This is a genomic window from Agromyces larvae, assembly GCF_022811705.1.
Classification (GTDB): Bacteria; Actinomycetota; Actinomycetes; order Actinomycetales; family Microbacteriaceae; genus Agromyces; species Agromyces larvae.
Window position 1 is genome coordinate 1125240 of record NZ_CP094528.1, and the last position, 25504, is coordinate 1150743.

Annotated in this window: 15 protein-coding genes and 1 tRNA gene; 2 read left to right on the forward strand and 14 right to left on the reverse strand. The window is 69.9% G+C overall.

Going from position 1 to position 25504, the window contains the following annotated elements; all coding sequences use genetic code 11:
• Position 1: 1 nt before the first annotated feature.
• The 6 genes from whiA to coaE form a co-directional block, all read right to left on the reverse strand.
• A complete protein-coding gene (gene whiA, locus MTO99_RS05225) occupies positions 2 to 982 on the reverse strand; it encodes a DNA-binding protein WhiA (RefSeq protein WP_243557580.1) in 981 nt (326 codons plus the stop codon).
• A 24-nt stretch (positions 983 to 1006) separates the two neighbouring features.
• Positions 1007 to 1882 (reverse strand): RNase adapter RapZ, encoded by an 876-nt coding sequence (rapZ, locus tag MTO99_RS05230; protein ID WP_243557582.1) that lies wholly within the window; start codon positions 1880 to 1882, stop codon positions 1007 to 1009.
• A gap of 35 nt (positions 1883 to 1917) precedes the next feature.
• Entirely contained in the window at positions 1918 to 3870 is a 1953-nt protein-coding gene (gene uvrC / locus MTO99_RS05235; protein ID WP_243557584.1) for an excinuclease ABC subunit UvrC, read from the reverse strand.
• 2 nt (positions 3871 to 3872) lie between these two features.
• Positions 3873 to 6764 carry an excinuclease ABC subunit UvrA gene (uvrA, locus tag MTO99_RS05240; RefSeq protein WP_290428398.1) on the reverse strand — a complete coding sequence of 964 codons (2892 nt, stop codon included), beginning with the start codon at positions 6762 to 6764 and terminating at the stop codon, positions 3873 to 3875.
• A 77-nt stretch (positions 6765 to 6841) separates the two neighbouring features.
• Positions 6842 to 8908, reverse strand: a complete 2067-nt coding sequence (gene uvrB / locus MTO99_RS05245; RefSeq protein ID WP_243557588.1) for an excinuclease ABC subunit UvrB — start codon at positions 8906 to 8908, stop codon at positions 6842 to 6844.
• Between the two features lie 115 nt (positions 8909 to 9023).
• Positions 9024 to 9653, reverse strand: a complete 630-nt coding sequence (gene coaE, locus MTO99_RS05250; RefSeq protein ID WP_243557590.1) for a dephospho-CoA kinase — start codon at positions 9651 to 9653, stop codon at positions 9024 to 9026.
• Between the two features lie 23 nt (positions 9654 to 9676).
• Between coaE and MTO99_RS05255 the strand changes: the two genes are divergently transcribed.
• Positions 9677 to 10348, forward strand: a complete 672-nt coding sequence (locus MTO99_RS05255) for a DUF4126 domain-containing protein (protein ID WP_354002513.1) — start codon at positions 9677 to 9679, stop codon at positions 10346 to 10348.
• Positions 10349 to 10420: 72 nt separating this feature from the next.
• Here the strand turns inward: MTO99_RS05255 and rpsA are convergent, their stop codons facing one another.
• The 4 genes from rpsA to MTO99_RS05275 all read right to left on the reverse strand — a co-directional run bounded on the left by rpsA (position 10421) and on the right by MTO99_RS05275 (position 17231).
• Entirely contained in the window at positions 10421 to 11872 is a 1452-nt protein-coding gene (gene rpsA / locus MTO99_RS05260; RefSeq protein ID WP_243557592.1) for a 30S ribosomal protein S1, read from the reverse strand.
• Between the two features lie 172 nt (positions 11873 to 12044).
• Positions 12045 to 13742: a DUF885 domain-containing protein gene (locus MTO99_RS05265; RefSeq protein ID WP_243557594.1), complete on the reverse strand. Its 1698-nt coding sequence runs from the start codon at positions 13740 to 13742 to the stop codon at positions 12045 to 12047.
• 59 nt (positions 13743 to 13801) lie between these two features.
• Positions 13802 to 16489: a DNA polymerase I gene (gene polA / locus MTO99_RS05270; protein WP_243557596.1), complete on the reverse strand. Its 2688-nt coding sequence runs from the start codon at positions 16487 to 16489 to the stop codon at positions 13802 to 13804.
• Between the two features lie 130 nt (positions 16490 to 16619).
• Positions 16620 to 17231, reverse strand: coding sequence for an ANTAR domain-containing response regulator (locus tag MTO99_RS05275; RefSeq protein WP_243557597.1), 612 nt, complete (start codon positions 17229 to 17231; stop codon positions 16620 to 16622).
• A gap of 36 nt (positions 17232 to 17267) precedes the next feature.
• On the opposite strand from MTO99_RS05275, the gene MTO99_RS05280 reads away from it, so the two are divergent.
• Positions 17268 to 17353, forward strand: a tRNA-Leu gene (locus MTO99_RS05280).
• Between the two features lie 22 nt (positions 17354 to 17375).
• On the opposite strand, the gene MTO99_RS05285 is transcribed toward MTO99_RS05280, so the two are convergent.
• The 4 genes from MTO99_RS05285 to gltB all read right to left on the reverse strand — a co-directional run bounded on the left by MTO99_RS05285 (position 17376) and on the right by gltB (position 25428).
• Positions 17376 to 17834, reverse strand: coding sequence for an SRPBCC family protein (locus tag MTO99_RS05285; protein ID WP_243557598.1), 459 nt, complete (start codon positions 17832 to 17834; stop codon positions 17376 to 17378).
• A gap of 80 nt (positions 17835 to 17914) precedes the next feature.
• Positions 17915 to 19330, reverse strand: a complete 1416-nt coding sequence (gene pyk, locus MTO99_RS05290) for a pyruvate kinase (RefSeq protein ID WP_243557599.1) — start codon at positions 19328 to 19330, stop codon at positions 17915 to 17917.
• Between the two features lie 70 nt (positions 19331 to 19400).
• A complete protein-coding gene (locus MTO99_RS05295) occupies positions 19401 to 20858 on the reverse strand; it encodes a glutamate synthase subunit beta (protein WP_243557600.1) in 1458 nt (485 codons plus the stop codon).
• A complete protein-coding gene (gene gltB / locus MTO99_RS05300; protein ID WP_256461035.1) occupies positions 20851 to 25428 on the reverse strand; it encodes a glutamate synthase large subunit in 4578 nt (1525 codons plus the stop codon). The genes MTO99_RS05295 and gltB overlap by 8 nt, the downstream gene beginning before the upstream one ends.
• Positions 25429 to 25504: the final 76 nt, after the last annotated feature.

The window sequence follows — 25504 nt, forward strand, 5'->3', positions numbered from 1 at the left end:
GTCACACCACGTCGAGATCGGCCGGAAGGCTCGCCTCGGTGCCGGGGACGCCCAGCTCGACGGCGCGCTTGTCGGCCATCGCGAGCAGTCGGCGGATGCGGCCGGCCACCGCGTCCTTGGTCATCGGCGGGTCGGCGTGATGGCCGAGCTCGTCGAGGCTGGCGTCGCGGTGCGCGAGCCGCAGCTCGCCCGCGTACTTCAGGTGGTCGGGGATGTCGTCGCCCAGCAGTTCCATGGCGCGCTCGACGCGGGCGCAGGCCGCGACGGCGGCTTGCGCACTGCGCCGCAGGTTCGCGTCGTCGAAGTTCACCAGCCGGTTCGCGGTGGCGCGCACCTCGCGCCGCTGGCGCAATTCCTCCCAGTTGCGCACCGTGTCGGTCGCGCCCATCAGCTCGAGCATCGCACTGATCGCCTCGCCGTCGCGGATGACGACCCGGTGCACGCCGCGCACCTCCCGCGCCTTCGCCGAAACGCCCAGCCGCCCGGCTGCGCCCACCAGCGCCATCGCGGTCTCGTTGCCGGGGCACGTGATCTCCAGCGCCGCGGAACGGCCCGGGTCGGTGAGGCTGCCGTGCGCGAGGAACGCCCCGCGCCAGACGGCGGCGACCTCGGGACGCGACCCGGTCGTCAGCCGGTTCGGCAGCCCGCGCACGGGCCGACGACGCGCATCGAGCAGGCCGGTCTGCCGGGCGAGGGTCTCACCGCCCTCGAGCACCCGGACGAGGTACTGGTTCTGCCGCCGCAGGCCCGACGCCGAGATCACCGACACCGTCGGCCGCACGCCGTACAGTTCGCCGAGGTCGCGGGTGACCCGCTTCGCGATCGCGGGCGAGTCCAGCTCGGCCTCGATCGCGATGCGGTTCGAGATGATGTGCAGGCCGCCCGCGAACCGGAGGATCGAGGCGAGCTCGGCGGCCCGCACACTCGTCTTCTGGACCTCGACGCGAGCGAGTTCCTCCTTCACATCTGCGGTCAATGCCACGTGGTCGTTCCCATCTGTCGTACGTCATTCGCGACCGAGGTCGCGGTCTTTCACATTCACCGCGACGCCGGGGAGTCCGGCGATGCGGGCGGCCAGCTCACGGGCGATCGCCACGGAGCGGTGCTTGCCTCCGGTGCATCCGATCGCGATGGTCGCGTGACGCTTGTTCTCGCGCTGATAGCCCGCGAGCACCGGCGCGAGCGCCGCGGTGTACGCCGCGATGAAATCGGATGCCCCGTTCTGGCCGAGCACGAACTCGGAGACGGCCGGGTCGGCGCCGGTGAGGGGCCGCAGCTCGGGCACCCAGAACGGGTTCGGGAGGAACCGGGCGTCGGCGACGAGGTCGGCGTCGGGCGGCAGCCCGTACTTGAACCCGAAGCTCACGACGGTGACGTGCACGCCGGCCCGCCCGGACTCGGCGAACGACTCGGTGACGAGGTTCGCGAGCTGGTGGATGTTCAGCTCGGAGGTGTCGACGATGAGATCCGCCGTCTCGCGGATCGCCTGCATCCGCGCCCGCTCGGCGACGATGCCGTCGAGGATCGTGCCATCGTCCTGCAGGGGGTGCGGCCGGCGAACCGACTCGAACCGGCGTACCAGCGCGGCATCCGACGCGTCGAGGAACATCACCCGCACGTTCACGCCGTTGCGCAACGCCTGGACGATGTCCTGGAGCTCGGCGAAGAAGTCGCGGCCGCGGATGTCGACGACCGCCGCGATCCGCGGCAGCGATGCGCCGGCGCGTTCGGCGAGGTCGACGAGCGGGCGGAGCATCTGCGGCGGCAGATTGTCGACGACGTACCATCCGAGGTCTTCGAGCGCGTCGGCCACCGTCGAACGGCCCGCCCCAGACATCCCGGTCACGATGACCAGCTCCTGCTGTGCGGACTCCTCGCCCATGCGTCGACGCCCCCTTCCTGGAACCTCCACCCAGCCTAGCCGCGCTCGGGCGCGAGCTCGGCGGAGAGACGCTGCCGGATCGCCGCGGCGAGCGTCGGGCCGATGCCCTTCACCTCGGCGATCTCGGTTTCGGACGCTGATCGCAGTCGCGCCACGGAGCCGAAGTGACGCAGCAGCGAACGCACCCTCGCCGGACCGAGACCGGGCACCTCGCTCAGCACCGTCGAGATGTCGCGTTTGCGGCGCTGTCGCTGGTGCGTGATCGCGAACCGGTGGGCCTCGTCGCGCACCCGCTGGAACAGGAACAGCGCGTCGGAGTTGCGCGGCAGGATGACCGGGAAGTCGCTGTCGGGGGTCCAGATCTCTTCGAGTCGCTTCGCGATGCCGCACAGCGCGATGCCCGTCACCCCCGATTCATGCAGCGCCCGCGCCGCCGCCGCGACCTGCGGCTGCCCGCCGTCGACGACGAGCAGGTTCGGTCGGTAGGCGAACTTCGCCCGCTTCGCGGTCGCGGCCGGCTCGTCGGGTGCTCCGGTCGGGTCGGGTGCTCCGGCCGGCTCGGAGGGGTCGGATGCCTCGGATGCCTCGGATGCCTCGGATGCCTCGCGTGGAGCGAGGTACGCGAGCCGGCGCGTCAACACCTGGTGGATCGAGTCGGTGTCATCGGTGGAGGCGGGGATGGTGAACCGGCGGTACTCGTCTTTGCGCGGCAGGCCGTCCTCGAAGACCACCATCGAGGCGACGATGTTCGTGCCGGACAGGTGCGAGACGTCGAAGCACTCGATGCGCAGCGGCGCATCCGTCATGCCGAGCGCCTCCTGGATGTCTTCGAGCGCGCGTGAGCGCGTGGTGAAGTCGGAGCTGCGCTGGGTCTTGTATCGCATCAGCGTCTGCTTGGCGTTCTGCGCGGCGGTCGCCAGCAGCGCCGCCTTGTCGCCGCGCCGGGCCGCGCGCAGACGCACCCGTCGACCCGCCAGACCCCCCAGCCAGGTCTCCACCGCGGCCGCGTCGTCGGGCAGCTCGGGCACGACCACCTCGGCCGGCGGCAGAATGCCGTCGCTGTACGCGTTCTGGAGGACCGAGTCCACGAGATCCGCGAGGGGGACGTCGAGCTCTTTGTCGACGGTCCACGACCGCTCGCCGCGGACCCGCCCGCCGCGCACGATGAACAGGTGCACCGCGGCCGCGAGCTCGTCGTGCTCGATGCCGAACACGTCCAGGTCGACGCGCTCGCCGAGCACCATCGCGCTCTTCTCGAAGAACGCGTTGGCGGCCTGCAGCTGATCGCGCCGCCGTGCCGCCGTCTCGTAGTCCTGCACCGCCGCCGCGGCCCGCATCTCGCGCTCGAGCTCGGTCACGATGCGCGGGTCCTGGTTCTGCATGAACGCGACGAACCGATCGACGTTCGCGCGGTGCTCCTCGATCGTGACCTTGCCCGAGCACGGGCCGAAGCAGCGGCCGATCTGCCCGGCGAAGCACGGTTTGCCCGAGGCCATCGCCCGCCGGTAGTCGCTGTCTTTGCAGGTGCGGATCGGGAACATCCGGATCAGGATGTCGAGCATGTCGGTGAGCGCCCACATCTTCGGGTAGGGGCCGAAGTAGCGGGCGCCCGGGATGGCGCGTTTGCGGGTGACCATCGCCCTGGGCGCCTCGTCGGCCATCGTCACCACGAGATACGGGTAGGACTTGTCGTCCTTGAACCGCACGTTGAACGGCGGCTTCCACTCGTTGATCCAGGTGATCTCGAGGTTCAGCGACTCGACGTCGCTGGCGACGACCGTCCACTCGACCGCGGTCGCGGTGGTGACCATGCGACGGGTGCGTTCGTGCAGCGTGTGCAGCGGCGCGAAGTAGTTCGACAGCCGAGCGCGCAGGTTCTTGGCCTTGCCGACGTACAGCACCCGCCCTTCGGCGTCGCGGAAGCGGTACACGCCGGGCTCGGTGGGGATCTCCCCCGCCTTCGGTCGGTACGGGACGGTGCTCGCCACGGTCAGCTCGCGACCTCCGCACGGCCCGGGGCCGCGTCGAAGATCTCGCGCAGGAAGTAGCCGGTGTGGCTGTCGGGGATGAGCGCCACCTGTTCGGGCGTGCCCGTCGCCACGATCGTGCCGCCGCCCGACCCGCCCTCGGGGCCGAGGTCGATGATCCAGTCGGCCGACTTGATGACGTCGAGGTTGTGCTCGATCACGATGACGGTGTTGCCCTTGTCGACGAGCTTGCCGAGCACCTTCAGCAGCTTGCGGACGTCTTCGAAGTGCAGGCCGGTGGTCGGCTCGTCGAGCACGTAGACGCTGCGGCCGTTGGAGCGGCGCTGCAGCTCGGTCGCGAGCTTGACGCGCTGCGCCTCACCGCCCGAGAGGGTCGTCGCGCTCTGGCCGAGCTGCACGTACCCCAGCCCGACATCGACGAGCGTCTTCAGGTAGCGGTGGATCGCGGAGATCGGCTCGAAGAACTCGGCCGCCTCGCTGATCGGCATCTCGAGCACCTCGGCGATGTTCTTGCCCTTGTAATGCACCTGCAGCGTCTCGCGGTTGTAGCGCTTGCCGCCGCACACCTCGCACGCGACGTACACGTCGGGCAGGAAGTTCATCTCGATCTTGATCGTGCCGTCGCCCGAGCACGCCTCGCAGCGCCCGCCCTTGACGTTGAAGCTGAACCGGCCCGGCAGGTAGCCGCGCGCCTTCGCCTCGACCGTCTCGGAGAACAGCGTGCGGATGCGGTCGAACACCCCGGTGTACGTCGCGGGGTTCGATCGGGGCGTGCGCCCGATCGGTGCCTGGTCGACGTGTACGACCTTGTCGAGGTGGTCCAGCCCTGTGACCCGGCGGTGCTTGCCCGGGACCTTGCGCGCCCCGTTCAGCCGGTTCGCGAGCACCCGGTACAGGATGTCGTTCACGAGCGACGACTTGCCCGACCCGCTGACGCCCGTGACCGCGGTGAAGGTGCCGAGCGGGAACCGGACGTCGACCTTCTTCAGGTTGTTCGCCTCGGCCCCCTCGACCGTGATGTGCCGTTCGGGGTCGACCGGTCGCCGATGCGAGGGCGTCGCGATCTCGCGTCGGCCGGCGAGGTAGTCGCCGGTGAGCGACTCGGTGTTCTTCAGCAGGTCGGCGTAGCTGCCCGAGTGCACCACGGTGCCGCCGTTGACGCCCGCCCCGGGGCCGATGTCGACGACCCAGTCGGCGGTGCGGATGGTGTCCTCGTCGTGCTCGACGACGATGAGCGTGTTGCCCAGGTCGCGGAGGGCGACGAGCGTGTCGATGAGCCGGCGGTTGTCGCGCTGGTGCAGGCCGATGCTCGGTTCGTCGAGCACGTACAGCACGCCCGTCAGCCCTGACCCGATCTGGGTGGCCAACCGGATGCGCTGCGCTTCACCGCCCGACAGGGTGCCCGCGGCTCGGGCGAGGTCGAGATACGCCAGCCCGACGCGGATGAGGAAGTCGAGCCGCAGCTTGATCTCGCGCAGCACCTGCGCCGCGATCGCCTGCTCGCGGTCGGTCAGGTGCAACCGGTCCATGAACGAACGCGCGTCGGAGAGGCTCATCAGGCAGACGTCGGCGATGCTCGCATCGTGCACGCGCACGGCGAGCACCTCGGGCTTCAGACGCTTGCCGTCGCAGACCGGGCACGGGATCTCGCGCAGATACTCGGCCCAGCGGGCGCGCTGCACATCGGTCTCGGCCTGCGCGTACTGCCGTTCGATGTACGGCACGACGCCCTCGAACCCCGAGGTGTAGCTCATCTCGCGGCCGTAGCGGTTGCGCCAGCGCACCTTGACCTCGAAGTTGTCGCCGTGCAGCACCGCGCTGCGCACCGAGGGGTCGAGCTCCTCCCACGGCGTCGCCAGCGAGAAGCCGAGGTCGCGGGCGAGCCCGTCGAGCAGCTTCTCGTAGTAGTTGTAGAGGCTCTTGCCCTGCGAGGTCCACGGCAGGATGACGCCCTCGGCGATGCTGAGGCCCGGGTCGCCGAGCAGCAGCTCGTCGTCGACCGACATGCGGGTGCCGAGGCCCGAGCACTCGGGGCACGCGCCGAACGGCGCGTTGAACGAGAACGTGCGCGGCTCGATCTCGGTGAGCGCGATGGGGTGCTGGTTGGGACACGACAGCTTCTCGGAGAAGGTCTGCCAGGCGGCGGGCCCGTCGACGTCGACGTAGTTGACCTGGACGAGGCCGTCGGTGAGCCGGAGCGCCGTTTCGAGCGAGTCGGTGAGCCGGTTGAGCAGATCGTCGGCGGCCACGAGCCGGTCGACCACGACCGCGATGTCGTGCTTGACCTGCTTCTTCAGCACCGGCGGCTCGTCGAGGCGGATGAGTTCGCCGTCGACCATCGCGCGCGTGAAGCCCTGCGCGCCGAGGTCGCGGAACAGGTCGACGAACTCGCCCTTCTTCTTCGAGACGACGGGTGCGAGCACCTGGAACCGGGTGCCCTCGTCGAGTTCCATCAGCCGGTCGGCGATCTGCTGCACCGTCTGACGCTGGATGCGTTCACCGCAGACGGGACAGTGCGGAACACCGATGCGCGCCCACAGGAGGCGCATGTAGTCGTAGATCTCGGTGATCGTGCCCACCGTCGAACGCGGGTTGCGGTTGGTCGACTTCTGGTCGATCGAGACCGCGGGGCTCAGCCCTTCGATGAAATCGACGTCGGGCCGGTCGACCTGCCCCAGGAACTGCCGCGCGTACGCCGAGAGCGATTCGACGTAGCGGCGCTGCCCCTCGGCGAAGATCGTGTCGAAGGCGAGCGACGACTTGCCCGACCCCGAGAGCCCGGTGAACACGACCATCGCGTCGCGCGGGATCTCGACGTCGACGTTCCGCAGGTTGTGCACACGGGCACCGCGGACGCTCAGGCGCGAGTGATGGTCGAGACGAGAAACTGGCACCATGCGAGTCTACGAACCCCCTCCGACATCCGGCTGAGAGCCCCGGCGCGTCACCCGAACATCCGTTCGAATCCCCGTCACCCGAGATGCCCCGCCTTCTCCATCTGCCGGAGCTCGCGCTTCAGCTCGGCGACCTCGTCGCGCAGGCGTGCAGCGAGTTCGAACTTCAGTTCCCCGGCCGCGACCAGCATCTGGTCGTTGAGGTCGCGGATGAGGTCTTCGAGGTCGTTGGCGCCTTCGGCCGCGATGCCCTCGCGCCGGAGATTCGGCACAGGCGACTTCGCCCTGGCGTCACGACCGGCGAGCAGCTTCGCGGTATCGGCCTCTTCGCGCGCGAGCACCTCGGTGATGTCGGCGATGCGCTTGCGCAGCGGCTGCGGGTCGATGCCGTTCACCCGGTTGTACTCGACCTGCTTCTCGCGTCGACGATTCGTCTCGTCGATCGCGCTGTGCATCGAGTCGGTGACGACGTCGGCGTACATGTGCACCTGCCCCGAGACGTTGCGCGCCGCGCGGCCGATCGTCTGGATGAGCGACGTCGACGACCGCAGGAAGCCCTCTTTGTCGGCGTCGAGGATCGCGACGAGCGACACCTCGGGCAGGTCGAGCCCCTCGCGGAGCAGGTTGATGCCGACCAGCACGTCGTAGACGCCGGCGCGCAGTTCGGTGAGCAGCTCGACGCGGCGCAGCGTGTCGACGTCGGAGTGCAGGTACCGCACCCGCACGCCCGCCTCGGAGAGGAAGTCGGTGAGCTCTTCGGCCATCTTCTTCGTGAGCGTGGTGACGAGCACCCGCTCGTCGCGCTCGGCGCGGGCCCGGATCTCTTCGAGGAGGTCGTCGATCTGGCCCTTCGACGGCTTCACCACGATCTGCGGGTCGACGAGGCCGGTCGGGCGGATGATCTGCTCGACGACGCCGTCGGCCACACCCATCTCGTACCGGCCCGGCGTGGCCGAGAGGTACACCGTCTGACCCACCCGGGCCTTGAACTCGTCCCACCGGAGCGGTCGGTTGTCGAGCGCGCTCGGCAGCCGGAAGCCGTGTTCGACGAGCGTGCGCTTGCGCGACGAGTCGCCCTCGTACATCGACCCGATCTGCGGCACCGTGACGTGCGACTCGTCGATCACGACGAGGAAGTCGTCGGGGAAGTAGTCGAGCAGGCAGTGCGGGGGCTCGCCCGCCATGCGGCCGTCGATGTGCCGCGAGTAGTTCTCGATGCCCGAGCAGAAGCCGATCTGCTCCATCATCTCGAGGTCGAACGTGGTGCGCATGCGCAGCCGCTGGGCCTCGAGCAGCTTGCCCTCGCGCTCGAGCTCCTGCAGCCGCTCGTCCAGCTCGTCGCGGATCGTGCCGATCGCGCGCTGCATGACATCGGTGGACGCCACGTAGTGCGAACCCGGGAACACGGGCACCGCGTCGAGACGCTCGATGACCTGCCCCGTGAGGGGGTGCAGGCTGTAGAGCGCCTCGATCTCGTCGCCGAACATCTCGATGCGGATGGCCCGCTCCTCGTAGACGGGGATGATCTCGATCGTGTCGCCCCGCACCCGGAAGTTGCCGCGGGAGAAGTCGACGTCGTTGCGCTGGTACTGCATCGAGACGAACTTGCGGATCAGCCAGTCGCGATCGACCCGCTGGCCCACCTGCAACGGCATCATCGCGTTCAGATACTCTTCGGGCGTGCCGAGGCCGTAGATGCACGACACCGTCGAGACGACCACGACGTCGCGCCGGCTGAGCAGCGAATTCGTGGTCGAGTGCCGCAGCCGCTCGACCTCGGCGTTGATGGAGCTGTCTTTCTCGATGAAGGTGTCGGTCTGCGGCACGTAGGCCTCGGGCTGGTAGTAGTCGTAGTACGAGACGAAGTACTCGACCGCGTTGTTCGGCATCAGCTCGCGGAACTCGTTCGCCAGCTGTGCCGCGAGCGTCTTGTTGTGCGCGAGCACCAGGGTGGGCCGCTGCACCTGCTCGATGAGCCACGCGGTCGTCGCCGACTTGCCGGTGCCGGTGGCGCCGAGGAGCACGACGTCGGTCTCGCCGGCGTTGACGCGCGCCGCGAGGTCGGCGATCGCCTGGGGCTGGTCGCCGCTGGGCCGGTACTCGCTGACGACCTCGAACGGGCGGACAGAACGAGTGGTCTCCATGCGTTCCAGTCTAGGAACGCCCACCGACACGGCCCCCGGCGTTCGCCGCGGGCGGACCGGCGACCGGCGACGCCCTGGACCGGCGAGCCCGGCGCCGAGCGCGACGCGGCGGCGCTCAGCCCGGTCGCGCCGACCCCTTCGCGCGCTGCTCGGCGCGCACCCGCGCCCACAGCGCATCGGCCTGGCTCATCGTGTGCGCGAGCGTGCCGCCGGTGTCGATCACCACGTCGGCGATCGCCGTCCGGGCCTCGCGATCGGCCTGCGCGTCGACGCGCGCCTCGGCGTGCGCGGGATCGAGACCGCGCTCTTCGACGAGACGGGCGACCTGGGCGCGGCGCGGCGCGTCGGTCACCACGATGAGATCGAACGGATGGTCCACCTGCGCCTCGACCAGCAGCGGCACGTCGTACACGACGACCGCGTCGGGATCGTCCGCTTCGGCCTTCGCGATCAGACGCCCCGACAGCTCGCGCACCGCGGGGTGCACGATGGCGTTCAATCGGGCGAGCTGCTCGTGGTCGGCGAACACGATCGTGCCGAGCTTCGTGCGGTCGAGCGAGCCGTCGGCCCGCAGCACGCCGGAGCCGAACGCCTCGACGATCGCCGCCAGCGCCGGAGTGCCCGGCTCGACCACCTTTCGCGCGAGCTGGTCGGCGTCGATGTGGACCGCGCCGTGCTCGAAGAGCCGACGCGCCACGGTGGACTTGCCCGACGCGATGCCGCCGGTGAGGCCGATCAGGTACACGCCTGCCACTCTAGCGGGACGCCTTGGCCGCGCTCGCGTGCGAGACTCGGGAGCGGGAGGCATCCGTCATGCTCGAACTGCTCACCGGCGCGGGCCTCGCCCTGGCCGCCGGGCTCAACGCCTGGATCCCGCTCGTGCTGCTCGGCGCCCTCGACCGGTTCACCGGCCTGGTCGAGCTGCCCGCCGGCTGGGCGTGGCTCTCGAACGAGTGGGTGCTGCTCATCCTCGTCGTGCTGCTCGTCGCCGAGGTGATCGCCGACAAGATCCCCGGGTTCGACCACGTGAACGACGTCATCCAGACCGTCGTCCGGCCGACCGCCGGCGGGCTCGCGTTCGGGTCGGGCACGACCGCCACGACGGTCGCCGTCACCGACCCCGCCGCGTTCTTCGCCTCCGACCAGTGGGTTCCGGTCGCCATCGGCGCCGCGCTCGCGCTGGCCGTGCACCTGCTGAAGGCCGCCGCGCGGCCGGTCGTGAACGCGGCGACGTTCGGGTTGGGCGCGCCCGTCGTCAGCGCCGCCGAGGATGCCTCGTCGGTCGCGCTCTCGTTCGCCGCGCTCCTCGTCCCGCTGCTCGTGATCGTCGGGATCGTCGTCATCGTGCTCGTCGCGATCCGGGTCATCCGCCGTCGTCGTCGCCGTCGCGCCGAGCGCGACGCGGCCGCGCGCTCCCCCGGATCCGAACCCGTCGCCTGAGACGCCGGAAGGCCGGCCCCGAGTGGGACCGGCCTTCCGGTTCATCGTGCGAGCGCCGGGCGCCCGAACCGATCAGTTGTTGCTCGAGAGCTTCTCGCGCAGCGCCGCGAGCGACGCGTCGTCGGCGAGGGTACCGCCGGCAGCGGAGTCGCTCGAGAAGCTCGAGGTGCCCGACGAGAACGTGTCGTCGGCGGCCTGAGCGGCCTGCGACGCAGCGACCTGCTTCTTGTGCGCCTCCCAGCGAGCCTGGGCCGCAGCGTACTCCTGCTCCCACTTCTCGCGCTCGGCGTCGAAGCCCTCGCGCCACTCGTTCGTCTCGGGGTCGAAGCCCTCGGGGAACTTGTAGTTGCCCTGCTCGTCGTACTCGGTGAGCATGCCGTAGAGCGCCGGGTCGAACTCGGTGCCCTCGGGGTCGACGCCCTCGTTCGCCTGCTTCAGCGAGAGCGAGATGCGGCGACGCTCGAGGTCGATGTCGATGACCTTGACGAAGACCTCTTCGCCGACCGACACGACCTGCTCGGCGAGCTCGACGTGACGGCCCGACAGCTCCGAGATGTGCACGAGGCCCTCGATGCCGTCGGCGACACGGACGAACGCGCCGAACGGAACCAGCTTCGTGACCTTGCCCGGGGTGACCTGGCCGATCGCGTGCGTGCGCGCGAACACCTGCCACGGGTCTTCCTGCGTCGCCTTGAGCGAGAGCGAGACGCGCTCGCGGTCGAGCTCGACGGAGAGCACCTCGACGGTGACCTCCTGGCCGACCTCGACGACCTCGCTGGCGTGCTCGATGTGCTTCCACGAGAGCTCGGAGACGTGCACGAGGCCGTCCACGCCGCCCAGGTCGACGAACGCACCGAAGTTGACGATCGAGGAGATGACACCCTTGCGGACCTGGCCCGGGTGGAGGTTCGCGAGGAACGTCGAACGCGACTCCGACTGGGTCTGCTCGAGCAGTGCGCGACGCGAGAGCACCACGTTGTTGCGGTTCTTGTCGAGCTCGAGGATCTTCGCCTCGAGCTCCTGGCCGAGGTACGGGGTGAGGTCGCGGACGCGGCGCAGCTCGATGAGCGAGGCGGGGAGGAAGCCGCGGAGGCCGATGTCGACGATGAGGCCGCCCTTGACGACCTCGATGACCGAACCGGTCACGACGCCGTCGTTCTCCTTGATCTTCTCCACGTCGCCCCAGGCGCGCTCGTACTGCGCGCGCTTCTTCGACAGGATGAGCCGGCCCTCCTTGTCCTCCTTCTGGAGAACCAGGGCTTCGACGGTGTCGCCGACCTCGACGACCTCGGAGGGGTCGACGTCGTGCTTGATGGAAAGCTCGCGCGAGGGGATGACACCCTCGGTCTTGTAGCCGACGTCGAGGAGGACCTCGTCGCGGTCGATCTTCACGACGGTGCCCTCGATGAGGTCGCCGTCGTTGAAGAACTTGAGCGTCTTCTCGACCGCGGCGAGGAAATCGTCAGCAGATCCGATGTCGTTGATCGCGACCTGCTTGGGTGCCTTGGTCGTTACGGTGGTCATGTAGTGGATGCTCCGAATGGACAGTATCGGGCCCTCGCGGTTCGAGCTGGTGTGTGTTTCCGCGATGGGCAGCGGACATGGATGTCACACGAGTGACGTTCCATCCTAACGGAAACGGGGGGCGGGCGGCAACCGACGGGTCGGCCGCCACCGCTCCTCCGCGCCGCGGCCCTCAGGACAGCAGCGCCCGGCGCAGCGTATCGAGCCCCACGCCGCCGAGATCGAGCGCCCGGCGATGGAAGTCGCGGATGTCGAACGCACCGCCCGCTCGAGCCTTCGCATCGTCGCGCAGCTGCTCCCAGATGCGCTGGCCGACCTTGTACGAGGGCGCCTGCCCGGGCCAACCGAGGTACCGGTTGACCTCGAAGCGCACGAACGCGTCGTCCATCTGCACGTTGCGGCGCATGAACTCGAGCGCGTACTCGGCGCTCCACACGCCCTCGCCGTCGGGGCGCGGCTTGCCGAGGTGCACGCCGATGTCGAGCACCACGCGCGCCGCGCGCATGCGCTGCCCGTCGAGCATGCCGAGCCGGTCGGCGGGATCGGCGAGATAGCCGAGCTCCTCCATCAGGCGCTCGGCGTACAGCGCCCAGCCCTCGGCGTGGCCCGACGTGCCGGCGAGCTGCCGGCGCCAGGTGTTGAGCTTGCCGCGGTTGACGACCGCCTGCCCGATCTGCAGGTGATGGCCCGGCACGCCCTCGTGGTAGACGGTCGTGAGCTCGCGCCACGTGTCGAACTCGGTCACGCCCTCGGGCACCGACCACCACATGCGCCCCGGCCGGCTGAAGTCGTCGCTCGGCCCCGTGTAGTAGATGCCGCCCTCGTGGGTCGGGGCGATCATGCACTCGAGCGTGCGGATCTCGGCCGGGATGTCGAACTGCGTCGCGCCGAGCTCGGCGACCGCCCGGTCGCTCGTCTCCTGCATCCAGCGCCGCAACGCGTCGGTGCCGTGGAGCTTGCGCGCAGGGTCGGCTTCGAGGTGCGCCACAGCCTCGGCGACGGCGCTGCCCGAGCCCGTCGAAGGCGCCCCCGACAGCACCTCGCGCGCCGTGCGCTCCTGCTCGTCGACCATGCGCGCCAGCTCGTCGAGGCCCCACTCGTACGTCTCGTCGAGGTCGATCGCCGCGCCGAGGAATCGGCGGGACTCGAGCGCGTACAGCTCGCGGCCCACGCCGTCGGTCTCGCGTGCGGCCGGCTCGAGTTCGTCGCCGAGGAAGCCCGCGAGCTGCTCGTACGCCACCGCGGCACGCCCGGCGGCGTCGCCGATCTCGCGGGCGAGCGTCGCCGGCAGCTCACCGTCGGACGGCGCGGCGTTCGCGGCGAAGTCGGCGAAGAAGCCGTCGGGAGCGGCGTGGCGGCGCACCTGCGCCACCACCTCGCGCACCTGGCGTCGCGCGGGCGTCGCGCCGGACGCGGCACCGAGCCGCAGCGTCTCGACGTACCCGGCGACCGCCGCCGGCACCGCGTCGAGCCGCGAGCGGATGCGCTCCCAGTCGTCGGTCGTCGCCGTGGGCATGAGATCGAACACGTCGCGGATCTCTTGCGCGGGGCTCGCGATCACGTTGAGGTCGCGCAGGTGCTGGCCCGCCTCGTGCCGCTCGATCACGAGCCCGAGCTCGGCGCCCAGGTCGGCGCGGGTGACGGCGTCGACCTCATCGACGGGATCAGCGGACTCGAGGGCGGCGAGGGCGGCACGAGTGGCGGCGACGAGCGCCTCGTGACCGGCGGGCGAGTAGTCGCCGAGGCGGTCGTCGGCGTCGGTGCGCCCGATGTACGTGCCGACCGTCGGGTCGAGGTCGACGAGCGTGTCGACCCAAGCCTCGGCGACGCGATCGACGGCGGTGGGGGTGCGCGGCTCGGAAGCAGTCATGAGTCCGAGCCTAGAGGGGGGCGCCGACACCACGGGCGGACCGGGTACGGTGCGCTGCGTCAGTGCGCCGCGTCATCCCAGCTCTCGCCGCGCCCGACCTGCACGTCGAGCGGCACGAGCAGGTCGGCCGCCGAGCTCATGCGGTCGCGCACGATCGCCTCGAGTGCGTCGGCCTCGCCGTCGGCCACCTCGAACACGAGTTCGTCGTGCACCTGCAGCAGCATGCGCGACCGGAGCCCGGCCTCGGCGATCGATCGCTCGACACCGATCATCGCGAGCTTGATGATGTCGGCGGCCGACCCTTGGATCGGCGAGTTGAGGGCCTGCCGCTCGGCGTTCTCGCGCAGCACCCGGTTGGGGCTGTTGAGGTCGGGAAACGGACGTCGGCGGCCGAAGATCGTCTCGGTGTATCCGTCGATACGGGCCTGCTCGACGACCCCGCGCAGGTAGTCGCGCACGGCGCCGAATCTGGCGAAGTACTCCTTCATGAGCTGGGTCGCTTCGGCGCGGTCGATGCGCAACTGCTTGGAGAGGCCGAACGCGCTGAGCCCGTAGGCGAGTCCGTAGGACATCGCCTTGACCTTCGTGCGCATGAGCGGGGTGACGTCGGCCGGGTCGACCGAGAACACCCGGGCGCCCACGAACCGGTGCAGATCCTCGCCCGCGTTGAACGCCTCGATGAGCCCGGGGTCGCCCGACAGGTGCGCCATGATGCGCATCTCGATCTGCGAGTAGTCGGCCGTCATCAGCTCGGTGTATCCCTCGCCGGTGCGGAAGGCCTCGCGGATGCGCCGCCCGTCCTCGGTGCGGATCGGGATGTTCTGCAGGTTCGGGTCGTTGGAGCTCATCCGGCCGGTCGCCGCGCCGATCTGCCCGTAGCTCGTGTGGATGCGCCCGTCGGCGGCGATCGCCTTGTCGAGGGCGTCGACGATCTGACGCAGCTTCGTCGCGTCCCGATGCTCGAGCAGGTAGCCGAGGAACGGGTGCGGGTTCGACTCCTGCAGGTCGGCCAGTGCGCTCGCGTCGGTCGTGTACCCCGTCTTGGTCGCGCGGGTCTTGGGCATGCCGAGCTGGTCGAACAGCACCTCCTGGAGCTGCTTGGGCGAGCCGAGGTTCACCTCGCGCCCGATCTCGGCGTAGGCGAGCACCGCGAGGCCGGCAGCCCGGTCGCCGAGCTCGGCCGAGAGCGCGGCCAGCCGGTCGTGGTCGACCGCCACGCCGCGCAGCTCCATCGCCGCGAGCACCGGCACGAGCGGCATCTCGACGTCGGCGAGGAGCTGCCGGGTGCGCTCGGGCAGCACGCGCAGCACCTCGGGAGCGACCCGCAGCGAGTACCAGGCGTACTCGGGTGCGCCGGCGTCGCTGCCCTCCTCGGGCACGAGGAGCGACGGGTCGGATTGCGGCACCGTCTCGCCGAGATAGCGCTGCACGAGGTCGTGGAGCGTCTTCTCCTGCAGGTTGGGTCGCATGAGCCAGCCGGCGAGCAGGGTGTCGACGACCAGACCGTCGAACGCGAGCCCCGAGCGGGCGATCGCCTCGAGCTGGCGCTTCGCGTCGGTCATGATCTTCGGCGCGTCGGACGCGAGCCAGGCCGCGAAGGCCGGGGTATCGGCGCCGGGCTGCCAGTCCAGACGCACCGTCTCGGTCGCGGTCGCGATGCCGACCCCGGCGACCTCGCCGCCGACGACGTCGATGCTGAGACCGAGTCCAGCGGGCTCGACGGCCGTCGCGGTCGCGAGCCAGGCCGCCAGCTCAGCGTCGCGCAGCAGCTGCGGGGTGGGCGCGGCGGGCGCGGGCTCGCGCTCGACCGGCGCCGGCGCCGGCGCCGGCGCGCCGGACGCGGTCTGGTCGGCGTCGCCGAGGGCGAGCTTGGTCAGGCGGTCCATCAGCGTGCGGAACTCGAGCCGTTCGAAGATCGGCCGAACCGCGTCGAGGTCGATCGGCTTCGCTGCGAACTCGGAGAGCTCGACGTCGAGCTCGACATCGCGGACGAGCCGGTTCAGCTTGCGGTTGCGCACCGCGTTCTCGCGGCCGTCGCGCAGGTTCTGCCCGACGACGCCCTTGATCTCGTCGGCGTGCGCGAGGATGCCGTCGAGGTCGCCGTAGAGCCCGAGCCACTTGACCGCGGTCTTCTCGCCCACCTTCGGGATGCCGGGGAGGTTGTCGCTCGTCTCGCCGACCAGCGCGGCGACGTCGGGGTACTGCTCGGGGCGGATGCCGTAGCGCTCGATCACGGCGGCGGTGTCGTACCGCTTCAGCTGCGAGACCCCCTGCGTGTTGGGGTACAGCAGCGTGACGTCGTCGTCGACGAGCTGGATCGTGTCGCGGTCGCCCGAGACGAGGAGCACCCGGTAGCCCTCGGCGGTGCCGCGGGTGGCGAGCGTGGCGAGGATGTCGTCGGCCTCGAAGTCGTCTTTCTCGAGGGTGCGCACGCCCATCGCGTGCAGCGCCTCCTGCAGGAGCGGCACCTGCCCCTTGAACTCGGGCGGCGTCTCGGACCGGTTGCCCTTGTACTCGGCGTACTCGCGCGTGCGGAACGACTGCCGCGACTTGTCGAAGGCCACCGCGAGGTGCGTCGGCCGCTCGTTCTGCAGCAGCAGGAGCAGCATCGACAGGAAGCCGTGGATGGCGTTCGTGTGCTGGCCGTCGCGGGTCGAGAAGCTGTCGACGGGGAGGGCGTAGAACGCCCGGAAGGCGAGCGAGTGGCCGTCGACGACGAGGAGGGTGGGCTTGACTGGGTCCGTCACCACGCCAGCCTACAAGCGGCCTCCGACACGGTTCGCCCGGTCGCGTCGACCTCGAGGATGCCTCGCAGAACGCGGATGCCGCGGCGAACGTGTCGCCGCGGCATCCGCGAAGCTGTCGGTGATGACGGGGTCAGGACTTCTTCGGCGCGAGCTGCTCGATGATCGCCTGCGAGACGTCCTTCATGGTGAGGCGTCGATCCATCGACGCCTTCTGGATCCACCGGAACGCCTCGGGCTCGGTGAGGCCCATCTTCTCGTTGAGCAGCCCCTTGGCGCGGTCGACGAGCTTGCGGGTCTCGAACCGCTCGACCAGATCGCCGACCTCGGCCTCGAGCGCGATGATCTGCGCGTGGCGGGCGAGCGCGATCTCGATCGCGGGCAGCAGGTCGTTCGGCGTGAACGGCTTCACGACGTACGCCAGGGCGCCGGCCTCGCTCGCGCGCTCGACCAGCTCCTTCTGGCTGAACGCGGTGAGCAGCACGACCGGGGCGATGTGGCCCTTCGAGAGTCGCTCCGCGGCGGAGATGCCGTCGAGCTGCGGCATCTTCACGTCCATGATGACGAGATCGGGGCGCAGCTCGGTCGCGAGCTGAACCGCGGTCTCGCCGTCGCCGGCCTCGCCGACGACCTCGAAGCCGTTGTCGCGGAGGATCTCGACGATGTCGAGCCGGATGAGCGATTCGTCTTCGGCCACGACGACCCGGCGCGGTGCCGCCGGCTGAGTGGATTCGCTGTCAGTCACGGCTGAAAGCCTACGGTATTCTGGCCAAGGCCTCTGGCCGGTGTGGCGGAATGGCAGACGCGGAGCACTCAAAATGCTTTGCCCGAAAGGGCGTGTGGGTTCGACCCCCACCACCGGCACCACAGCGCTGGTCTCCGGCGCGGATCAGGCGTCGGATGCCTCGACGGCCGCGCGCACGTGGCGATTGCGTTCCTCGATGAGTCTCCGCAGGTAGGCGCGCAGGAGCGGCTCGACCATGCGGCCGAGCGGGCCGAGCGGAGCCGTGAAGCGGATGCGGTCGCGCATCAGGGTGCCCGAGGCATCCGATTCGAAGCGATGCTCGTGACGGAACGAGGCGAACGGACCGCGACGCTGCTCGTCGACGAAGCGCTCGGGCCGTTCGTACTCGGTGATCGCGCTGGTCATCGTGAACGGCACGCCGAAGTGCCGCGCTCGCCAGGTGACCGTCTCGCCCGCGCCGATCCGCCCGGAGGTCACGCCCGCGATCGCACGCTCGCGGCTCGCCCCCATCGAACGCACGTGGAGGTCGATGTCGAGCGACGCGTCGAACACCGCGTCCGGCGGCGCCGCGATGGCGGTCGAGCACTCGAACTCGGCGGTCACGGACCGATCCTCGCACGGAACGACGGCGAAGGGCCGGCGGATCACTCCGCCGGCCCTTCGCCGTCTCGCCTGCGACCTGCTCAGAGCACGTCGCCGACCTTGTGCACGCGCACGTCGTTCGTCGTGCCGGGGATGCCGGGAGGCGAACCCGAGATGATGACGACGGTCTCGCCCTCGACGGCGCGACCCGACTTCACGATGACGTCGTCGACCTGGCCGACCATCTGGTCGGTGTGGGTGACGCGGTCGACCACGAAGGACTCGACGCCCCAGAACAGCGACATCCGGCGACGGATGGCTTGATCGGGCGTGAACGCCAGGATCGGGATGCGGCTGCGCAGCCGCGACATCCGACGCACCGACTCGCCCGACTCGGTGAAGACGCAGAGGTACTTCGCGTCGACGAAGTCGCCGATGTCGACCGCGGCCGCGGTGATGGCACCCGATTGGGTGCGGGGCTTGGTACCGAGCTTCGGCACCCGCTCGAGGCCGTGCTGCTCCGTCGACTCGACGATGCGCGCCATGGTCTGCACCGTGATGACGGGGTACTCCCCCACGCTCGTCTCGCCCGAGAGCATGACCGCGTCGGCGCCGTCGAGGATCGCGTTCGCGACGTCGGAGGTCTCGGCGCGCGTGGGCACCGGGCTGTGCGTCATCGACTCGAGCATCTGGGTGGCGACGATCACGGGCTTCGCGAGCCGGCGGGCGATCTCGATCGCCTGCTTCTGCACGATGGGCACCGCTTCGAGAGGCAGCTCGACGCCGAGGTCGCCACGGGCGACCATGATCGCGTCGAACGCCTCGATGATCTCCTCGAGGTGGTCGACCGCCTGCGGCTTCTCGATCTTGGCGACGACGGGCACGCGGCGACCGACCTCGTCCATGATCTCGTGCACGCGGACGATGTCGGTGGCGTTGCGCACGAACGACAGCGCGATGAGATCGGCACCGAGCTCGAGGCCCCAACGCAGGTCGGCCTCGTCCTTCTCGCTGAGGGCCGGTACGTTGACCGCGACGCCCGGCAGGTTGATGCCCTTGTTGTTCGACACCGGGCCGGCGACGACCACGCGGGTGGTGACGACGGTGCCGTCGGTCTCGATGACCTCGACGCGCACCTTGCCGTCGTCGATGAGCAGGAAGTCACCGGGCTTCACGTCCTGCGGGAGTCCCTTGAACGTCGTGCCGACGATCTCTTTCGTGCCGAGGATGTCCTCGGTCGTGATCTTGAAGATGTCGCCCTCGGCGAGTTCGTGGGGGCCGTCGGCGAACTTGCCGAGCCGGATCTTCGGGCCCTGCAGGTCGACGAGGACGCCGATCGCGCGGCCGGTGTCGTTGGCCGCCTTGCGCACGTTCTGGTAGACGCCCTCGTGGACGTCGTAGCTGCCGTGGCTGAGGTTCATCCGCGCAACGTCGATGCCCGCATCGATGATCGCGCGGATCTGTTCATAGCTCGATGTCGCCGGCCCGAGGGTGGCGACGATCTTCGCTCGTCTCATGTGGTGTGTACTCCCAGGGTGTTCCGCCCGCAGTCTCACGGGTCGGGGGTTCAGGTGACGCCTGCGGACGTCAGATCGCGAACGCGCGAGCGGTCGCGGGGATCGGGCTCGGAAGGCGTGTCTCGCCTTCAAGGTACCGGTCGACGGCCGCGGCCGCAGCCCGGCCCTCGGCGATCGCCCAGACGATGAGCGACTGGCCGCGGCCGGCATCGCCGGCCACGAAGACGCCCGGCAGGGCGGTGGCGTAGTCGGCATCGCGCTCGAGGATGCCCCGCGCGCTCACGCCGACCTCGAGTTGGGGCTGGATCGTGTCGGTCTCGGGACCGGTGAATCCGAGGGCGAGCAGCACCAGGTCGGCGGGGATCTCGCGCTCGGTGCCCCCCTTGGGCACACGGCGGCCGTCGAGGTACTCGGTCTCGGCGACCCGGATGCCACGAACCTCGCCGTTGTCGTTCGCGATGAACTCCACGGTGGACGCGAGGTACTCGCGCTTGCCGCCCTCTTCGTGCGCCGACTGCACTTCGAACAGCGTCGGATGCATCGGCCAGGGCTGGTCGTCGGTGCGCACCGCGCTCGGCTGCTTGCCGATGGCCAGGTTCGTGACCGTGAGCGCGCCCTGGCGGTGCGCGGTGCCGATGCAGTCGGCGCCGGTGTCGCCGCCGCCGAGCACGACGACGTGCTTGCCCTCGGCCGTGATCTGGTCGAAGACCTCGTCGCCGGCGAGCTGACGGTTCGACTGCGTCAGGTACTCCATCGCGAAGTGCACGCCCGCCAGGTCGCGCCCGGGGATCGGCAGGTCGCGCGGCACCATGGCGCCCGTCGCCACCACGACGGCGTCGTACCGTTCGCGCAGCTGGTCCCAGGTGATGTCGGTGCCGATGTCGACGCCGGCGCGGAACCGCGTGCCCTCCGCGGTCATCTGCGCCAGCCGCTGGTCGAGGTGGCGCTTCTCCATCTTGAAGTCGGGGATGCCGTACCGCAGGAGCCCGCCGATGCGGTCGTCGCGCTCGAACACCGCGACGGTGTGGCCGGCGCGCGTGAGCTGCTGGGCGGCGGCGAGACCGGCGGGCCCCGAGCCGACGACGGCGACCGTCTTGCCGGTGAGGCGCGCCGGCGGCTGCGGTTGCACCCAGCCGTTGCCGAACGCCTGGTCGATGATCGAGACCTCGACCTGCTTGATCGTCACCGCGGGCTGGTTGATGCCGAGCACGCACGCCGACTCGCACGGCGCCGGGCAGAGCCGACCCGTGAACTCGGGGAAGTTGTTCGTCGCGTGCAGGCGCTCGATGGCCGCGCGGCCCTCGCCGCGCCACATCAGGTCGTTCCACTCTGGGATCAGGTTGCCGAGGGGGCATCCCTGATGACAGAACGGGACGCCGCAGTCCATGCAGCGGCCGGCCTGCCGGCGCAGCTGCGCCGGGTCGCCCTGCTCGTAGACCTCTTTCCAGTCCATCAACCGGACCGGAACGGGTCGCCGCTTGGGAAGCTCACGCTCGGTGACCTTCAGAAAGCCCTTCGGGTCAGCCACCCGTCACCTCCATGATGCGTCCCCACACGACGTCGCCGTCGGGGTCAAGTCCTTCTTCGACCGCGCTCTGGCGGGTTCGGAGCACGGCCGCGTAGTCGCGCGGCAGCACCTTCGTGAATCGTTCGAACGCAGCCTCGCCCTCGTCGAGGAGGCGCGCTGCGACGGCCGACCCCGTCTGGGCGACGTGCTGCTCGAGCAGGTCGCGCACGATCTCGCGGTCGGCGCCGCCGAGCGCGAGGAGTTCGAGTTCGCCGCCCGCGAGCGACTCGCGGTTGACGCGCGACTCGCGCAGCCCCAGCACGTAGGCCGTGCCGCCCGACATGCCTGCGCCGAGGTTGCGGCCGGTCTCGCCGAGGATCACCGCCAGGCCGCCGGTCATGTACTCGAGCGCGTGATCGCCGACGCCTTCGACGACGGCGGTCGCTCCCGAGTTGCGCACGAGGAATCGCTCGCCCACGATGCCGCGGATGAACATCGACCCGCTGGTCGCCCCGTACCCGATGACGTTGCCGGCGATCACGTTCTGCTCCGCGACGAATCCGGCGGATTCGACCGGGCGCACCACGATCTGCCCGCCCGAGAGCCCCTTGCCCACGTAGTCGTTCGCATCGCCGCTCAGCCGCAGCGTGACGCCCGAGGGCAGGAACGCACCGAGCGACTGCCCGGCCGATCCGGTGAGGCTCACGTCGATCGACCCGGCAGGAAGCCCCTGCTCGCCGTGGTGCACCGTGACCTCGTGCCCGAGCATCGTGCCCACCGCGCGCTCGGTGTTGCGGATCGGCACCTCGACCTCGATGCGACCACCGTGGTCGAGCACCTGCCGCGCCCGGCGGATGAGCTCGTTGTCGAAGTGCTCGTGCAGCTCGTGGTCCTGGGGGCGCGCGTTGCGACGCGGCTCGGAGTCCGAGAAGTCGGGGCCGATGAGCACGGGTGCGAGGTCGAGGCCGTCGGCCTTCCAGTGCGAGACGGCGCGGTCGACGTCGAGCAGCTCGCGGCGGCCGATGACCTCGTCGAGCGAGCGGAACCCGAGTTCGGCGAGGTACTCGCGCACCTCCTGGGCGATGAACTCGAAGAAGTTGACCACGAACTCGGGCTTGCCGGAGAACCGCTTGCGCAGCACGGGGTTCTGCGTCGCCACGCCCACCGGACAGGTGTCGAGGTGGCAGACGCGCATCATGACGCATCCCTCGACCACCAGGGGCGCCGTGGCGAAGCCGAACTCCTCGGCGCCGAGCAGCGCGCCGATGATCACGTCGCGACCCGTCTTCAGCTGCCCGTCGACCTGCACCACGACACGGTCGCGCATACCGTTCAGCATGAGGGTCTGCTGGGTCTCGGCGAGGCCGAGCTCCCAGGGCGTGCCGGCGTGCTTCAGCGAGTTGAGCGGGCTGGCGCCCGTGCCGCCGTCGTGGCCTGAGACCAGGATGACGTCGGCGAGTGCCTTGGCCGTACCGGCCGCGACCGCGCCGATACCCGACTGGCTCACGAGCTTGACGTGGACGCGCGCGCCCGGGTTGGCGCGCTTCAGGTCGAAGATGAGCTGCTTCAGGTCTTCGATCGAGTAGATGTCGTGGTGCGGCGGGGGCGAGATGAGGCCGACGCCCGCGGTCGCGTGCCGCGTGCGCGCCACCCACGGGTAGACCTTCGCCGGCGGAAGCTGACCGCCCTCGCCCGGCTTGGCGCCCTGGGCGAGCTTGATCTGGATGTCGTCCGCATGGGTGAGGTACATGCTCGTCACCCCGAAGCGTCCCGAGGCGACCTGCTTGATCGCACTGCGGCGTTCGGGGTCGAGGAGGCGATCGAGGTCTTCACCGCCCTCACCCGTGTTCGACTTCGCGCCGAGTCGGTTCATCGCGATCGCGAGCGTCTCGTGCGCCTCCTTCGAGATCGAGCCGTAGCTCATCGCGCCGGTCGAGAACCGCTTCACGATGGATGCCACCGACTCGACCTCGTCGATCGGCACGGGCGGACGGGTCCCGGTGCGCAGCGTGAACAGCCCGCGCAGCGTCATGAGCTGTTCGGCCTGGTCATCGACGAGCTTCGTGTACTCGCGGAACACGTCGTACCTGCGGTTGCGCGTCGAATGCTGCAGCCGGAACACCGTCTCGGGGTTGAACAGGTGCGGCGACCCGTCGCGTCGCCACTGGTACTCGCCTCCGGTGGTGAGCCGCTCGTGCGCACGTACCGCCACGTCGGCGGGGTACGCCGACGTGTGCCGCTCGAGGTTCTCGGTGGCGACGACGTCGAGTCCGACGCCACCGAGCTTCGAGGTGGTGCCGGTGAAGTACTCGTCGATGAAGTCCTGTGCGAGCCCGACGGCCTCGAACGCCTGAGCACCGCCGTAGGAGGAGATCGTCGAGATGCCCATCTTCGACATGATCTTCAGCACGCCCTTGCCGAGCGCCTTGATCACGTTGTGCACCGCCTGCTCGGGCGTGATGCCGGTGATCACCCCCGACCGCACGAGGTCCTCGCAGGTCTCCATCGCGAGGTAGGGGTTCACGGCGGATGCCCCGTAGCCGACCAGGAGCGCGACGTGATGCACCTCGCGCACGTCGCCCGCCTCGACGATCAGCCCGACCTTCATGCGGTTCTCGGTGCGGATGAGGTGGTGGTGCACGGTCGAGAGCATGAGCAGCGAGGGAATGGGCGCGAGGTCCTTGTCGGAGTCGCGATCGCTCAGCACGATGAACGACACGCCGGACTCGATCGCCGCGTCCGCTTCGTCGCAGATCGCGCGGAGGCGGTTGCGCATCGCGTCGCGGCCCTCGTCGAACCGGTACAGGCCGCGGATCGTCGTCGTGGCCCGCGACCCGGCCCGCGGATCGATGTGCACGATCTTCGCCAGCTCGTCGTTGTCGATCACCGGGAAGTCCAGCGCGACCTGTCGTGCGTGCTCGGGTCCGGCGGAGAGCAGGTTGCGCTCGGGGCCGAGGGAGGTGCCGAGCGAGGTCACGACCTGCTCGCGGATCGAGTCGAGCGGCGGGTTCGTCACCTGTGCGAACTGCTGGGTGAAGTAGTCGAACAGCAGACGCGGCCGCTTCGACAGCACGGCGACCGGGGTGTCGGACCCCATCGCGCCGATCGGCTCCTGGCCGGTCCTCGCCATCGGCGTGAGGAGGATCTTCACTTCCTCCTCGGTGTACCCGAAGGTGCGCTGGCGGCGGTTCACCGACAGCGGCGGGTGCACGATGTGCTCGCGCTCGGGCAGTTCGCCGAGCCGGATGCGGCTCTGCTCGAGCCAGTCCGCGTACGGTGCCTGCGCCGCGAGGTCGGCCTTGATCTCGTCGTCCTCGATGAGCCGGCCGGCCTCGGTGTCGACGAGGAACATGCGGCCGGGCTGGAGCCGCCCCTTGCGCACGATGCGCGACTGGTCGATGTCGAGCACGCCGATCTCGCTGGCGAGCACCACGAGCCCGTCGTCGGTGACGAGGTAGCGGCCGGGGCGCAGCCCGTTGCGGTCGAGCGTCGCGCCGACGAGGGATCCGTCGGTGAAGACGATGGCCGCGGGGCCGTCCCACGGCTCCATGAGCATCGAGTGGTACTCGTAGAACGCACGGCGGGCGGGGTCGATCTCGGTCTGGTTCTCCCAGGCTTCGGGAACCATCATCATGATGGCGTGCGGCAGGCTGCGCCCGGCGAGGGTCAGCAGCTCGACCACCTCGTCGAACGAGGCCGAGTCGCTCGCACCGGGCGTGACGATCGGCAGGATCGGCGCGAGGTCGCCCAGGAGCTCGCTCTCGAGCTGCGACTGCCGCGCGCGCATCCAGTTGCGGTTGCCCTGGATGGTGTTGATCTCGCCGTTGTGCGCGATCATGCGGAACGGCTGCGCGAGCGGCCAGGACGGGAACGTGTTCGTCGAGTACCGCGAGTGCACGAGCGCGAGCTTGGAGGCGAACCGCTCATCGGACAGGTCGGGATAGAACGGCTCGAGCTGCAGCGTCGTGACCATGCCCTTGTAGACCATGGTGCGGCTCGACAGCGAGGCGAAGTAGAGCTCGAGTTCGCGTTCGGCGCGCTTGCGCAGCCGGAACGTCAGCCGGTCGATTTCGATGCCCGCCGCCGAACGCCCCTCGTCGTCGACCGACGCGGCACGGACGTAGAGCTGGTGCACCGCCGGCATCGCGGCGCGCGCCAGCGTGCCGAGCTCATCGGGGCGCACCGGCACCTCGCGCCAGCCGAGAACGGTGAGCCCCTCCTCGGCGGCGATCGCCTGCACCTGCCGCTTGACGACGCTGCGCGACGTCGGATCGATCGGCAGGAACGCGTTGCCCACGGCGTATGCCCCTGCGGCAGGCAGGGGGAACCCCACGACCTCGCGGAGGAACGCGTCGGGCACCTGCGTGATGATGCCCGCACCGTCACCGGTGCCCGCATCCGAACCGACGGCACCGCGGTGCTCGAGGTGCCGCAGCGCGTCGAGCGCGTGCTGGATGATGTCGTGCCCGGCCGTGCCGCGCAGGGTCGCCACCATGGCGAGCCCGCACGCGTCCTTCTCGGCAGCGGGGTCGTACAGACCCTGAGCCTCGGGAACCGAGCTGAATCTCGCGAAGGGTGGGGTGGGCGACACGTGGACCGTCCTCGTCGTCTAGGTGGCAGCTTGGGGACGTCGTCGGCCCTGCGGAGGGAATCTCGCGGCACATGAT

Bases quoted from the DNA above. Each gene is read 5' to 3' on its own strand.
- MTO99_RS05265 (WP_243557594.1), bottom strand. From the start codon at position 13,742: ATGACTGCTTCCGAGCCGCGCACCCCCACCGCCGTCGATCGCGTCGCC.
- uvrB (WP_243557588.1), bottom strand. From the start codon at position 8,908: ATGGAGACCACTCGTTCTGTCCGCCCGTTCGAGGTCGTCAGCGAGTAC.
- rpsA (WP_243557592.1), bottom strand. From the start codon at position 11,872: ATGACCACCGTAACGACCAAGGCACCCAAGCAGGTCGCGATCAACGAC.
- rapZ (WP_243557582.1), bottom strand. From the start codon at position 1,882: ATGGGCGAGGAGTCCGCACAGCAGGAGCTGGTCATCGTGACCGGGATG.
- pyk (WP_243557599.1), bottom strand. From the start codon at position 19,330: ATGAGACGAGCGAAGATCGTCGCCACCCTCGGGCCGGCGACATCGAGC.